Source organism: Glutamicibacter sp. GQ173, assembly GCF_059759215.1.
Window position 1 is genome coordinate 208,374 of the sequence record NZ_JCAXDT010000004.1, and the last position, 13,859, is coordinate 222,232.

At 58.0% G+C, this 13,859-nt stretch carries 10 protein-coding genes; 3 read left to right on the forward strand and 7 right to left on the reverse strand.

The genetic code is table 11. From position 1 onward, the window contains the following. Positions 1-384: 384 nt before the first annotated feature. Together AC6CHO_RS08650 and AC6CHO_RS08655 are read right to left on the reverse strand one after the other, a co-directional pair. Positions 385-1,203 carry a hypothetical protein gene (locus AC6CHO_RS08650; protein ID WP_498214645.1) on the reverse strand — a complete coding sequence of 273 codons (819 nt, stop codon included), beginning with the start codon at positions 1,201-1,203 and terminating at the stop codon, positions 385-387. A gap of 554 nt (positions 1,204-1,757) precedes the next feature. After that, positions 1,758-3,266, reverse strand: a complete 1,509-nt coding sequence (locus tag AC6CHO_RS08655; protein WP_498214646.1) for a tyrosine-type recombinase/integrase — start codon at positions 3,264-3,266, stop codon at positions 1,758-1,760. A 28-nt stretch (positions 3,267-3,294) separates the two neighbouring features. On the opposite strand from AC6CHO_RS08655, the gene AC6CHO_RS08660 reads away from it, so the two are divergent. Together AC6CHO_RS08660 and AC6CHO_RS08665 are read left to right on the forward strand one after the other, a co-directional pair. Beyond that, entirely contained in the window at positions 3,295-4,527 is a 1,233-nt protein-coding gene (locus AC6CHO_RS08660; protein ID WP_498214647.1) for a Y-family DNA polymerase, read from the forward strand. 66 nt (positions 4,528-4,593) lie between these two features. Continuing rightward, entirely contained in the window at positions 4,594-5,838 is a 1,245-nt protein-coding gene (locus AC6CHO_RS08665) for a glycoside hydrolase family 3 N-terminal domain-containing protein (protein ID WP_498214648.1), read from the forward strand. 91 nt (positions 5,839-5,929) lie between these two features. Here AC6CHO_RS08665 and AC6CHO_RS08670 read toward each other — a convergent pair whose 3' ends face one another. From AC6CHO_RS08670 to AC6CHO_RS08690, 5 genes are all read right to left on the reverse strand, one after another. Next, the gene (locus tag AC6CHO_RS08670; protein WP_498214649.1) at positions 5,930-9,217 is read right to left on the reverse strand and encodes a S8 family peptidase; all 3,288 of its coding nucleotides are present in this window, start codon (positions 9,215-9,217) and stop codon (positions 5,930-5,932) included. Between the two features lie 359 nt (positions 9,218-9,576). Beyond that, positions 9,577-10,065, reverse strand: a complete 489-nt coding sequence (locus AC6CHO_RS08675; protein ID WP_498214650.1) for an FBP domain-containing protein — start codon at positions 10,063-10,065, stop codon at positions 9,577-9,579. A gap of 370 nt (positions 10,066-10,435) precedes the next feature. After that, positions 10,436-11,257, reverse strand: coding sequence for a bifunctional hydroxymethylpyrimidine kinase/phosphomethylpyrimidine kinase (gene thiD / locus AC6CHO_RS08680; protein ID WP_498214651.1), 822 nt, complete (start codon positions 11,255-11,257; stop codon positions 10,436-10,438). Positions 11,258-11,292: 35 nt separating this feature from the next. After that, positions 11,293-11,907, reverse strand: a complete 615-nt coding sequence (locus AC6CHO_RS08685; protein WP_498214652.1) for a hypothetical protein — start codon at positions 11,905-11,907, stop codon at positions 11,293-11,295. 126 nt (positions 11,908-12,033) lie between these two features. Beyond that, positions 12,034-12,741 carry a TetR/AcrR family transcriptional regulator gene (locus tag AC6CHO_RS08690; RefSeq protein WP_498214653.1) on the reverse strand — a complete coding sequence of 236 codons (708 nt, stop codon included), beginning with the start codon at positions 12,739-12,741 and terminating at the stop codon, positions 12,034-12,036. Between the two features lie 349 nt (positions 12,742-13,090). Between AC6CHO_RS08690 and AC6CHO_RS08695 the strand changes: the two genes are divergently transcribed. After that, positions 13,091-13,801, forward strand: a complete 711-nt coding sequence (locus tag AC6CHO_RS08695) for a queuosine precursor transporter (RefSeq protein ID WP_498214654.1) — start codon at positions 13,091-13,093, stop codon at positions 13,799-13,801. Positions 13,802-13,859 lie beyond the last annotated feature (58 nt).

Consider the following 13,859-nt stretch of genomic DNA (forward strand, 5'->3'; position numbering starts at 1 on the left):
GATCCAGATAGCTGTCATCTGGTTTGGACTGTTCAGCGCGGTCTACTTCTGTGTCCGAGAATTTCGGAAGTATCTCATATCGGATCGCGGCCCAGGTTGCTCCGTATCGTGACCACCAAGATTCCTCGCTAAGCTGGCCACGCCGGAATTCGAGTGCGTCTAACAAACTCAGTAACCTCGGCAAATGTTCATCGGTGACGACGCAATTGCCACAATGGAAACAGTCCAAGAACGAAGACGAGCAACGTCGTCCTGTTATTGGATGGTGGTCGTGATCAGCGCAGTTTGTCCAGGCAGAACCAACGGTATCCCCAGTATTTGGGGGAACCTCGCCAATTTGTCTTGCTGGGACCATGATGTTCAAGTTGTGCGCGCCGTGACTAGCTAGCGTACGCTGGTGCGCTGACCATGCAGTTTTTCGACTTCCACTAAGGTATCTGCAACGACATCTTGAGCCCATTCGATCGTACTGCGATCGCCGGCGAGGTAGTTCCGGAATAACACTGCTGTTGTGTTTGAGCGCGCGGCTGACGGTAAATGACCTCCAACCTGACGGGTTCGACGGACATCGATACTTGTTTTGAGCCGGTTGAAGTTCAGGTTAAGAATCGGAGCTGTCTCGCTAGTAACACCGTCTGGGGGATCTTCTGAGATGCCACGCTCACGCATCCAAGTTTGGTTTTTTGGGCCGGCGCTCAAGTCTTTAGCGAAAGGGTTTAGACACCTTTGGCCCAAAGACGCTCCATGGCCCGCCCAAATGGCCCAAAGTGACGTGGAGTCGTTCAATAGTTTTCTGGCGGGACCCATCAATTGATGCAAAAGTAGATATACGCCACCAGGCGTAGTGAGTTCCTTCCCGGGGGGACCGATTTCCCAAGTCACAGTTTGATGCCAGTTTCCTGCGCCGCGACGTCTTTTCGTTAATTCGACTTCTACCGCTAGCCCTTCAATCAGGCGATGACTTGCTGGAAGGTCTTTAATGACCTCTACGTTCCAACCGGTCGTTGCGACGAACAGTGCGAGAATCGGAGTAAGATCCCGTCGAGTTACGAAAACTCGTTCTGCGATCTTTCTTTTCGAACTGTAGTCTTGTGATTTCTGGTTGTTTTTGGTTGGGACGATGCCGGTCGTGAGAGTTGCATTGACACGGCGTAGATCTTCCACGCTTAGGTCGGATGCCGAATTGAGAAGGCGTTGCTTCAACGTCGCAACGTCGGTTCGTGCGGCAGTTACTATTCGTGCCAGCTCACGATCTGAATAACCTGATCGCGGTGACGAGTGGGCTTTGACATGTGGTCGTAAGCTGTCTCGTACCTCTGAAGACACAAGACCTGCCATTGGACGAGTTTGGAATACGAGGTCGATCGACCGAAGCTCCAGCTTCGCGCGGTTTTCTCCTATGCTCGTTTCCCGAAAGCGCCTGTAGGCTTCGACGTGCCAGACTTCGAGCGCGTCCGGCGTGCGGGGAACGCGTGGCGTCTGCTCAAGAAATCGAATGAAACGTACCAAAGTGCCCCATGCCCCAGTCGCTGACGCTCGGGTTCTCAGCGAGCCTGAGGAGGGCCCGACACGGGAAGCCCAGCTCATAGCAAGTGGTTCGTGCCACCCAGGGAGTGGAAGACTGCCCACATCAAAACTCCTCGAGCGGCTGTCTTCTCCTAGGAAATTGACAACCAAACCCGACCGTTGCGGGGGAGGGATGTAATTGCTGGTGGGGAGCGGCGAATGTTTTCGAAGACCTGTTGTTCCGCGGCGGTTCATGGCTGTGCCGTATCAGTTGGGTCTAAATTTGCAACTAGACCCGGATTGCGTGGGTCTTCCCAACTGTCAGAGGTCAGAGCCATCCTTGTCTCCATTTCTAGTTCTTCTAGTGCGTGCAAATAAATCTGGGTAGTTGTTACACTTTTGTGGCCGAGTCGACGACGCACCCAATCCAGCGGATCGCCAAATACCCTGGTGTAGTGACCACGTTGTGCTGGGTTCAAGTGGGAAAGCACCGAAATGTGTCCCCTCTGAAGCTGCTCAAGAGTCAAGACCGCGAAGGAATGTCGGAGCATATGTGGGTGCGCTCGTAGATCAATTGAATTTCGAGCGCACCGATCGTTGGCTTGGCGGAAGATGTCTTTCCAAGTCGAAGTAGACAGCGGTAGTCCGTCCTCATTTAGCCACAGCGACGCTGGTTCGAGTCCATTCCGCCCAGTTACCAATATTCGTCGCCGTTCTTGCGGTGTTAGTTGCGAAAGCTTCGCTTGCCGTTCGCCAGGATTCGATATCGTGCGCTGAAGGTCGTCGAGACGAAGGAAATTGCCGCTCGTTGACTCGTATCGACCACTGGCCTGAGCTCTGGCAACTACCAAGCGCCGATCGAGCTCAATGTATGAATGAAGTTCTCGAATTAGCGTAGAAGGAGCGTAAATCCATCGAGCGGACCCAGACTTCGCGATCGCGCCCGGAAGCCAAAAACGGTGGTAACCGCGATGAGATAGTACTCTGGGAATCTCGAAAATGGTCAATGAAGATTGCTCCGTAAGCCTTAACCCGGTTCGCACCATGAAATCTGCAAATAGTGCGTTTCGATCCGCCCACCGACCACGGAAAAGAGGATCGGGAATTCTTTGAGCGTCGTAGCCTCGGAGCCCAACATCACGCCAAACACGATAAGAACGTGCGGGGAGCCATTGCATCCTCTCATTACGCGCCCCATGCGCGTACGAAGCAGCCGTTTCTGATCCCGTTGCACGTCGGCCGAATCCAGCCGAGCTTCGGCGTTGTTTTTGAGGTATGGGACATGACTGAACGTGGCCGCGTGCAGTCTGCCATCGGTAGAAGCGGTTAAGAGCAGCAACCTCACGATTCCATGTTGATGGACTTACCCGAGGGCCTTCAGGGTCTTCCCTGCGCCAAATCATGTAGGCCCGATGATCTTCTTCACTTGCGCCACGCCACGAAGTTCCGTTTCGCCCAACTGTAAGAAAGTTGAGGAACCCCTTCAAATCGCGTGCGTAACCAACTCGAGTGGACAGTCGAGCGTTCAGCATATCGACGGAATAGAAGAACTCATTAAGCTGAACATCATACTCAAAGCTCGGTCCAATTAGGAATGGTGTGCCTGCTGGTATGCCGGTATCCGAGCGCCACTGTCGCCAGTCGTCTGGATCCAACTGTGCAACGATGCCATAGACAGCGACTGAAGGCAGTTGGAGACTCACTTGATGGAGTCGCCACTGGGAGTTCGGCAGAATTGCCTCGGACTCGTTCTTTTCCATTTCGTCAGCATAGACAGAGCAATAGTTGTTGGACACTGGACACGCTCTAAACCATGACTACAACGTGCTCTCCAATAACGACGGCTGTGTTGTCGCCCGATCGCAGGAAGCCAAAGACCTGGGCATAGCCACTGGCGAGCCATTCTTCAAGGTCCAGCGTTTCATGGACAGCCACCACCTGGCCGTGCGCTCAAGCAACTATGAACTCTACGGCGACATGTCCGCCCGCGTCATGGAACTGCTCGGCCGCTACGGAACCTGGCATGAGGTGTATTCCATCGATGAATCGTTCATCGGCTTGGAAGGAAGCCTGGAACAGGTGCGCAGCACCGCAGCGCAGATCCGCAAGGCCATCGACAAGGTCGTCGGTGTCCCGGTCTGCGTCGGAGTGTCCTCCACCAAAACCCTGGCCAAGCTGGCCAACCATATCGCCAAGCACAATCCGGGCCTCGGCGGCGTATGCGTTCAGCAGCTGATGGACCAGCAGGTTCTGGGCAATATTCTTTCCCGGGTACCCGTGACCGACGTGTGGGGCGTCGGGCGAAAATCCGGAGCCAAGCTGGCCAGCATGGGCATTGAAACCATCGCGGATTTGAGGGACGCCGACCCATTGCTCATCCGCAAGAAATTTTCGGTGGTGCTGCAGCGCACCGTGTTCGAGCTCAATGGGCAGCGCTGCATCGGCCCGGTGGAAGAACGCGCGGATCGTGGACAGGTCATGTTCACCCGGTCCTTCTCGACCCCGGTTCGCACCCATGAGGCCATGGAGGAAGTCATGTCCATCTACGCGCAAAAGGCCGCCAGCCGATTAGCGAGCGAAGGACGCTATGCCTCGCTGCTGACAGTTACCGCAGGGACCAGCAGATTTGCCCAGGGCGAGTCGTCATTCCCCAGCGCGCAGGTGCGCCTGCCTCGGCCAACACGCGATCCGATCCTGCTGAGCAAGCTGGCCATCGCCGCCATGAGGGACCTGATGCAGCCGGGCATGGATTACGTGCGCGGGGGAGTGATCCTTTCCGGGCTGAGCGACTCGCCGGGAGAAAAGCAGCTGGATCTCTTCGGGCTTGGCGACGAGCAGGAGGAGGAAGAGCAGAAGAACGTTTCTTCGGTAGTGCAGGATATTTCCGCCCGTTTCGGGGCGAAGTCCATCGGCTTGGGTCCCGCGGGGATGGCCCAGAGCCCGACCTGGACGATGAAGCGCGAACATATTTCCCAGCGCTACACCACCGAATGGGATGAGCTTCTGGCAGTCCGGGCCTAGAACATTGAATAGTGCCCTTGAAGAAGCTTTCGGCGTCTTCGCAGATCCGGGTGGGAGCATGGAATCATGACTACTCACGTCAGACAGCTCATGTCGTTGGGAATGCTCACGATGCTCCTGCTCAGTGGCTGCAGCGCGCCCAGTTCTCAGAACAATGCTCCAAATTCAACGAGCGCCGTGCCCTCAGTCTCAACCTCGCCCACTGGCGAACCAACCAGTCCTGCGGCCAGCAGCATTTCAGCAACGCCCACGCTAAGCCAGAAACCGACGGCGCGCCAGCAGGCGGAAGAACTGGCAGGCCAGCTGTCGATTGAGCAACAGGCAGCAAGCCTGGTCATGGCAGGAGTCCCGGCGACAGGAGCCGGCAGCAGCGAACTGAACGCCATGAAGAGGCAAGGCATCGGCAACGTATTCTTGCGCGGCCGGTCGCAGCTTTCACTCAAGCAGACCGCCGCGAAAGTCGGGAGCATAACCAAAACCCTGAAATCCAATGTTCCTGAAGGACTGCCGGTATGGGTGGCCACCGATCAGGAAGGCGGATTTGTCCGGGTGCTGCAGGGGGCCGGGTTTAGCCAGTTGCCCACCGCTTCCGAACAAGGCCAATGGTCCGCCGGCAAACTGTCCTCGCGCATCCAGCAAGCCGGCGAGGAGCTGGCCGAGGCAGGGATCAATGTGAACCTCGCACCGGTAGCGGATGTCGTTCCCGCCGCGATCGGCACCAGCAATGCGCCCATCGGCTATTTCGGGCGGCAGTATGGCAACACCGCGGGCGAGGTTTCCTCGGCCATCACCACCGTGAATGAGGCCCTGGATAAAGCAGGGGTGCAGCCGGTGGTCAAGCACTTCCCCGGACTGGGCCGGGTGTCGAAAAATACCGACACCTCCACCGGCGTCGCCGACACGGTGATCGGCGCGGAGGCCACCGATCTCGAGCCTTTTAAGCAGGCGATCAGCCAAGGCAACGCGTGGGTCATGATTTCCAACGCCCGCTACGCGAAACTTGATGAGAAAAATGATGCGCCCTTCTCGAAGAAGATCATCACCGGGCTGCTGCGCCAGGACCTGGGCTATGAGGGGGTGGTGATATCCGACGATCTTTGCGAGGCACAGCAGGTCAGCTCGGTTCCCGTGGGCCAAAGGGCAGTGAAATTCGTGGCGGCCGGCGGAACCGTGCCGCTATGCGTGAAATCCGATCAGGCGATCACCATGGCCAAGGCGCTGGCCCAAGAAGCCAAGGGCGATCAGCAGTTCGCAGACCAGGTCCGTGAGGCGGCAACGGTGATTCTGGAAGCAAAGCTGCACCAGAACTGAGCGCTGCCGCGCTTTTAAGGTTAAGAAAGGTCCGGGGCGCATTCCTACTCGCTAGGAAGCGCCCCGGACCTGGTCTCGGGAAAGCCGGAGGCTACTTGCCCTTTGGCTTTCCGGTCTTGCCGGAAACGATGTCCAGCACCTGTGCACGGTCCCCGCTGGCGTTGTGCAGGTGCAGCAACAGCGCCTTGGAAGCCTTGGTGCTATCGGCAACGGTTACCGGGATCTTGTTGCCCTTCAGGTCCGTGAACAGCGAGCCTTCTGCGCCAAAATCAACCTGCGGCGTTGCCGCGTTGAAGTCGATCCAGCCGGTCTGGTCCACGGGAACCATCGAGCCGGCCTCATCGGTGTTGTACCAGGTGTAGCCAAGGACACGGTAGGAGATCTGCGCTGCGTCTTCGCTCAGGCCCAGGGCCGAAAGCGAGACGGGCAGGATTGCCGTATTGGTGTCGAAGGTGTTGGTGTCAACATCGCCCAGCACGCCGTTCACTGGCTGCAGGTCAACCTGCTCGCCGGTGGCCAGATCGAAGGTCGCTGCCAGATCCAGGTCGACCTCATCCATGGCGGCGGTGAAGGTGACAAAGTCGGCCTCGCCATCGCCATTGGTGTCGATCTCGACATCCAGCTCGGTGCCACCGGCCAGGTGGGCCCAGTTATCCCAGGTGGAGATGCCGATGTTCAGCTGTCCATCGGCCACACCGGTGCGTGGCGCGGTGCTTGAAGCGCCGACATACTGCAGATCCATGGACCGTGCTGCCGGGATGGAATCCAGCGAGGCGTCGCCGCGTTCGCTGGAAGCACCGAGTTCAAAGGCACCGAGCAACGAGGTCACTTCGGTAGCGCCCTGCCCAGCGGTGATGTCCTTGCCCTTCAAGCTGAGCATCGTGCTGTCCGAGCCCTTCTTCAGCTTCTTCGCCGAACCGGACATGTCGGCGACCAGCTTCGGAGCTGCCTGGACTGGGATGCGCAGGGTCGGAGCGTCGCTGCTGGTCAGCTCAACGCGACCGGTAGCATCGGCCAGCCATGCACGGGACAGCCCGGACTGTGTGGTGGCCATCGTTGGATCGATGGTCTTGGCCCACTTCTGCGGATCAACGCTCAGGGTCACGGTCAGCTGTGCGCTCTTGCCTGCTTCCACGGTGACGCTGTTGCGGTCCAAGGTGTAGGTTGCACCGGGGATCTGCGTGGAAGCAACGTAGCCGGCCTTGTAGGTCTGGGCCTTGTCGCTGGTGTTCTGAACGGTAATCTGGCGCTGCGCGGAGTAGCCCTTCTTGCCGTTGAGCTCGATAACTCCGAAGACCACGCTGGTCAGATCCGGTGCCTCGGAATCGTAGGCAAAGGCAGGGGTCTGGATGGCTGCATCGGCCATCACCCGGCCAGCGCCTACGCGGTTTGGCCCGTAGGCCTCGCCGTTGGCGGCCTTGATGTCGGTGGCAGCGGTGTTCATGATGACGCTCTTGGCCTCATAGGGGGTGTAGTCGCTGTCTTCAAGAACCAGTGCCGCAATGCCTGCTACCAGCGGGGTGGCCATTGAGGTGCCCGACATGACGGCGGTGCCGGTGCCGGTGCCGACACCGACCGAGCCGATCTGCGTGCCCGGTGCGGCAACGTCAGGCTTGACTACGCCGTTGGTGCCATGAACGCCGCGCGAAGACGAGGAGTTCAAGGTATCTCCGGCGCCGGATTCGCTGGAAGAGCCTCCAACAAATTCAGGAGACAGGGTCACCTTCAGCGTGCCGGCCTCTGCAGCTGGGCGCAGTCGCTGCGACTCATCCAAGGTGAACTGGGCACCTGGGATGGTGGCGTTGCCCGCGATACCGGCATCAAAGAGGTTGGCTTCGGAATCCAGGAGAACACCGGTGGCACCGGCGGCTTCAGCGTTGTTGAAACGACCGCCGGATCCACAAGGGAATTCGCCGTTCTCGCTCCACTTGAGCCAAACCCACTTGCCTTCCAGTGAACCTGCTTCGAATGCGTCGCAACCATATTCGTTGCCGGCCGGGGCCATCACAACTTCACCGGAGAGCTTTGCTGGGTCAGCATTGGTGTAGTTGAAGTTTGCGGAGTACTGGCCTGAAGCAGTACCTGCAACATCGCCAGGCTCGTCGACCTGGATCTTATCCAGGGTAACGTGCGAGCCAACCGAGTTGGCAACGGTCAGCGAGGACCGCGAGTTGCCGGGGGAGCCTCCGACGTCGGTGACATCGCCCGCGTTGCCCGAGGCGACTACCGAGAGGATGCCGGCCTTGGTCAGGGCATCAACGATGTCATTTTCCGGGTCTTCGGTCGGTGAGTGATCCGAGCCCAAAGACATGTTCACTACCTGGGCGCGGTCGGAGAAGTCGCCGTCGCCATTGGGATCCAGGACGTAATCCAGTGCCTGGCCCACCACGGAGGAGGAGCCTTCGCAACCGAAGACGCGGATGCCGATCAGCTGCGATCCGGGCGCCGAGCCGGGGCCGACCTTCATCTCCGAGAGGGCTTTGGCATCCAAGTCAGCGTAGTTTCCGGTGAAAGTGGAGCCGTCGGCATTCACGCCGTAGCCGGCGGTGGTGCCTGCAACGTGGGAGCCGTGGCCGGCAGCCTCGCAGTCCAGCGGGTTGGGGTCCGGGTGCGGAATGGGCTGGTAGCTTTCATCTGCATCGTCGGCGTTGTAGTCATCGCCGACCAAGTCCCAGCCGCCGATGAACTTGTTGCCATCGCGCAGCCCGGAGTCGGTTGAAGGCAGCTGTTCGGAGGCTTGCGCTTCCTTGTAGGCTTCCAGGGTGCCGGGGCCGCCGAAGCTTGCGTGGGTGTAGTCCACGCCCGTGTCCAAGACGGCGACCTTGATGCCTTCGCCGGTCTTGTCCAGGGACTTCCACGATTCCAGGGCTCCGGTATCAACTACGGAACTGCGGTTTGATGGCTTCTTCGGAACGATGGAGCTGATTTTTGCAACGTCGCTGCGTTCTGCGAGTTTGCGGAGATCATCAGCGTCGCCGGTGAGAGCCACGCCCCGCAATGCATTGTGCGTGGTGTAGATGATCGTGGAGTTCGCTTCGGCCGCGAGCTGCTTGCCCTTGGCCTTGACGTCCTTGCCCATCTTCTTGACCTTGGCGGTGTCTTTTTTCTTGCCAGACTTCTTGACGGCCTCGAACGCGCCGTCGCCCTCAAGCTGCACGAACACCGATACCTTGCCGGAGGCTTTGGCTAGTGGTCCTGAAACTTTGAGTTTTGACAGCGCCTGGGAGCTGCTAATCGGCAGCGAGAAAGCCTGTTCGCCATCTGCTGGTTGAGGAATGCCTGCTGCACTTGCCGGACCTGAGAGGGTGACAGCCATTGCAAGTGCAGTGGCTGACCCCAAAATCAGGCGCGGCACTCGTTGCGTGCGCCGAGTGACCATGGTTCTCCTAGCTGGGCTGGGTAGCGGTGCTGCTCCCGTCACGGGCGGGCGAAAATGGCAAAGCGGTGCGAGCTTTGATGATCGTCCGAGGCGACGTCCGCTGGTACGTCGTCCTATAGCTAGGAATCCTAGGTGACGCACGGCATATATCAAGGGGTTGTTGAATAATATTCTGTAAACGGCACTCGGGCCAGTTTGGCCATTTCACAATAAAAACCGCGAAGCACTGCGACAAACCCGCCCGGCGCTAGCCGTTGAGCACGAGGATTTTTTAGAAAAATTCGTCGCTTTGTTACTCATCAGTTGGCTAGCGCCGAACGGGTTTGGCGATCGGGAGATGGGTTCGGTCCGCGGTGCTCCTAGAGGCGGTTCAAGAAGCTGTGCACGCGTTCGTCGAGCAGCTGGATGCGCTCGGCGACAACTACCATCGGATCCGGGTAGATCGGATTCTTCGGAGGCGGGATGCGCACGTTGCGCGAGCACTCGAAGTTCAGGCAAATCAGCGTTCCCAGGGTGTCCCCGTCGCGACCTGCCTGTCCTGCTCGGCGAGTGGTCCACATGCCCACGGCGGCAGGGATGTTGACGTCCCGGCACATCTCGCACATGGCGGCGTTACTCGTTTTGCGTCCACTTTCGGTGGGACGCAGCAAGATGCCCCGGGTCCGGCCCGTTTCATCGGCGTGGAACAGGTAGCCGCGCTGCTGCATCTTGGGATCCCGCCAACCGAGGTAATCGATGGAATCCCAGTCGAGGGAGTTGAAGTCTTCGGGGAGCGTCAGTTTTTTGGCTTCCTGACGGCTGGCGTTAATGAAGGAAGAACGAATGGTTTTTTCGGTTAAGGGTTGCATGATAATCCTCAATAAGTCCGCGCGCAGAAAAAGGGCGCGCGAATGTATTAGTCAAAAAAGGGACGTTGAGGTCTGCAATGAAACGGAAGAATGGGCAGCTAAGGAAAACCCAAAGGCCAAGGCCCTGGGCGGTATTTACTTGCCAGCCCCGTTCGACGCGCAGACGAACGGGTAGAGCGTCAAAGTGGCTTGCATAGCCGACCGCCCTTTCCCGTGGCTTATTCACGCGTCGATGATTGATGTTCTACAGCTACCGTAGCAAGAGTCGCTAGATGATGCCAATGAGCATGATCACGCTTAAACCTGGTGCCGGCCGCATCCATCAGGGACACGGCCGGCACCATGGTTCTTGCAGGGAAGGGAAGCCGATCTAGCGGCGTCCGCCCTGCCAGAGGGCATCAAATGGGGTGTTGCCCGAGACGCGGTTGCGAATGCCTTCGGTCACGAAAGCCTTGGCGGTACGCGCTGCGTCCAAGGCGGTCGCTCCCTTGGCCAGTTCCGCGGTGACGGCAGCGGCCAGCGAGCAACCTGCACCGGAAACAGCGACTTCGCCGATCTTCTTCTCGCGCAGTACTTCCAGGGTCGTGCCGTCGTAGAAGACGTCGACGGCGTCTTCGCCGGAGATGCGCACGCCGCCCTTGGCCAGAACCGCCGCACCGGAGATTTCGTGAATCTTCTTGGCTGCTGCGATCAGGTCTTCTTCGGTGCTGATCTTCAGGCCCGAGAGCTGCTCAGCTTCGAAGTGGTTTGGGGTCACGAAGGTCGCCAGTGGAAGCAATTCCGACTTCAGCGCTTCGTCGGTATCCAGTGCGTGGCCAGGCTCCTGGCCCTTGCAGATCAGTACTGGATCCAGCAGCACGTTGTCCCATTTCTGGGACTTCAAGGCGGTAGCGACGGTATTGATCGTTGCAGGCGATCCCATCATGCCCAGCTTGACGGTGCCCAGCTTGTCTTCGTAGCAGGTCTGGATCGCTTCGAGTTGATCTTCAATGACCTGCTGGTCCACTGGGACAAAGCGGTGGTTCCAAGAATCCTTGGGATCAAAAGAGACAATGCAGGTCAATGCCACGATGCCGTAGGTTCCCAGTTCCTGGAAAGTCTTCAGATCGGCCTGGGCGCCAGCGCCACCGGTGGCTTCGGAGCCGGCGATGGTCAAGGTGATGGCTGGGTCAACAGCGTTTGTATTAGTCATAGTCTCAATTAGGAGTAGTGCGGATTGGAATCGAATTAATTATGCTGCCAGAAGGCCAGTTCGGTCGCCTTGGACCATCCGGCCGGCAGCTGCGCGGCATGTTCTTCTGTGGCTACCAAGAGCAGCCAGGGCAGGCCGTGGCTGAAAGCTGAGCCGGCGAAGTTGGCCAGCACTGCGCGACGAACCGTGTCCGGATCATCGGGGGAGAACAGATCGGGATCGTTGAGCAAGCCGTAGGTTGGGCCAAAATGCATCCGGCCACGGGCTACTGGACGGTCGAAGTCCGTTACCTCGACGACATCGTAGTTTTCCATGGGAGCCTCGAAAAGCCCAGAAGTGTCGGAAAGCTTGACGACCTGCTCAACGTCTTCGGGCTTACCTGCCAGCAGGTGCATCGTCGCGCTGTGCTGCCACCCCTCGCGCTGCAGCTTGGCTCGGGTGCCGTTGTCGGCGGGACCCAAAAAGATCAATCGCTGCACATCTGTTGGCGCGGTCCATGGATCCTCTGGCCAATAACGCAAGATTTCTACGTCATCGCCGTCCTGGTTCACCGAACGAATTTCCTGCTGGTTGGGGAAGGATGCAATGCGGTCGCGAAGTAATGCGTAGTCGCTGGTCCAACTTGGCAATGTTCGCGCAGTTGAGCTCATGGTGTTGCGTTCTCCTTTTTGGTTCGCTAGGGATCACCTATCGGCAACACAGACTTTACGCCTAAAAACTGGGCAATACTCAACTGGGTTGCCCCGTTGCAATGTCCCCGCCGGTTGGCGCTGGAACTAGGAGGCCTTGGGGCGCCGCAAAGTCGAGCGATCCGGTAGGTCCACCCCGGTTTTGCCGATGGCTTTTGGATCCATCAGGGCCAAGATGTCTTCAAAGAGGGAGCGGACCACTGGCAGGCGGCAAAGCACCGCGAACTTGGCGACCACCGGTGCCATATTTTTCATCAGCGCACGGGAACGGCGCTGCTGCGCCGACTGGTCATAGGCCCACGCGGAAAAGACATGGCGGGACACGAGAAGAAGGAACTTCGGCAGATCACGGCGGATTCCCAGCGGCGGCAACGGGCGGGAGCCAGCAACGGCTTGTTCCCACAGCGAGAGCTCAATTTTCGACACCTGTTCACTGGCGTACTCGTCGGATAGCAAAACCTTCAAGAAGACCGGACCGAACTCGTGGTAGGGCGCCAACGCAAGGACCCCGGCATCCAGCACCGCGCGGATATTGGATTCCAAGGTATTGCCCTCATCCAAGCGTCCTTGGCAGAGGCCGTGCTGCTCGTTGCGCAAGTTCAGCAGTAGTTGGGCGACGATATCTTCCTTGGATTGGAAGTAGTAGTAGGCGTGTGAAAGGGACACCCCGGCGTTGGCCGCAATAACCCGCATGCTCGACGCCCGGTAGCCATCTTCGGCAAAGCAGTCCAAAGCGGTCGACAGGAGCTTGGCCTGCGTCTGACGACCTTTTTCGGTGCGTGGTTGGATACTCATCGGCCCTTCAAAAGCAATGTGGTGAAGTTCAGTCTAGCATTTTTTGAACGCGTTCAAAAAATGAAAAAATTCATGCCGATGCACGGGAGAGTGATCACTAAGGTATTAGATTCCTCGATTTCATATTTCGAAGAAATGGTAGTGAGATGCTGAATTCACATATTTTTTATTTCTAGAACTTGGTTGTGCGCTAAAGCAATCAGCAACCACCAGAGACCGACATGGGATACTTGCTAGGTAAGTGCTAATACAGCGGAACTGCACGCAGGCTGAAACTCCACCTTTTCCAGGGCAGGGGCATGCCTTCGTCGCAAAATTCTGGCGAACCACTTTGACAAGGACAACGAGCATGGGCGAAATCAACGCCGCAAATAATCTGACCAAAACCAAAAAAGCGGTCTTCGCTTCGGCCGGTTCCCCCTACTTCTCCACGGTACTCACCTTGATGGGCGCGATCGTGATCCTCTCGAACATCGGCGCCTCCAAAGGCGTGAGCTTCGGACCTATCATTACCGACGGCGGCTTCTTCCTGTTTCCAATGGCCTACATCCTCGGCGACGTCATTTCGGAAGTGTACGGGTTGAAAGCAGCTCGCCGATCGATCATTCTCACCTTTGCGCTGGCCATCTTCGCGGTGATCTCGTTCTGGATCATGATCCAGCTGCCTTCCGCGGAATTCTACGATGGGCAAGAAGCCTTGGAACGGACTTTGGGGCCAATCTGGCAGATTGTCCTCGCTTCGGCCTGTGGATTCTTCGTCGGCCAGTTCGCCAATTCGTGGGTGCTGGTCAAGCTCAAGGAACGCACTGGTGAACGGGGTCTGATTGGACGCCTGATCGGCTCCAGCGGTGTCGGCGAGTTCTTGGATACGCTGATCTTCTGCGCCATTGCTGCCCCGGTCATCGGTATTAGCGACGCTCCGAACTTCATCAACTACGTAGTCGTTGGATTCGTTTACAAAACAGCTGTTGAAATCATTCTGGTGCCAGTGACCTCATTGGTCATCCGGTGGTTCAAGAAACGCGAGCCAGGCTATATCCAAGCCGCCAACGCAAGCTAGGCAACCCGTGGGCATCATCCGCTAGGACGATGCCCACAGCTGTATCCGGAGGCTAACG

Bases quoted from the DNA above. Each gene is read 5' to 3' on its own strand.
- AC6CHO_RS08655 (WP_498214646.1), bottom strand. From the start codon at position 3,266: ATGGAAAAGAACGAGTCCGAGGCAATTCTGCCGAACTCCCAGTGGCGA.
- AC6CHO_RS08665 (WP_498214648.1), top strand. From the start codon at position 4,594: ATGACTACTCACGTCAGACAGCTCATGTCGTTGGGAATGCTCACGATG.
- AC6CHO_RS08670 (WP_498214649.1), bottom strand. From the start codon at position 9,217: ATGGTCACTCGGCGCACGCAACGAGTGCCGCGCCTGATTTTGGGGTCA.
- AC6CHO_RS08675 (WP_498214650.1), bottom strand. From the start codon at position 10,065: ATGCAACCCTTAACCGAAAAAACCATTCGTTCTTCCTTCATTAACGCC.
- thiD (WP_498214651.1), bottom strand. From the start codon at position 11,257: ATGACTAATACAAACGCTGTTGACCCAGCCATCACCTTGACCATCGCC.
- AC6CHO_RS08685 (WP_498214652.1), bottom strand. From the start codon at position 11,907: ATGAGCTCAACTGCGCGAACATTGCCAAGTTGGACCAGCGACTACGCA.
- AC6CHO_RS08690 (WP_498214653.1), bottom strand. From the start codon at position 12,741: ATGAGTATCCAACCACGCACCGAAAAAGGTCGTCAGACGCAGGCCAAG.
- AC6CHO_RS08695 (WP_498214654.1), top strand. From the start codon at position 13,091: ATGGGCGAAATCAACGCCGCAAATAATCTGACCAAAACCAAAAAAGCG.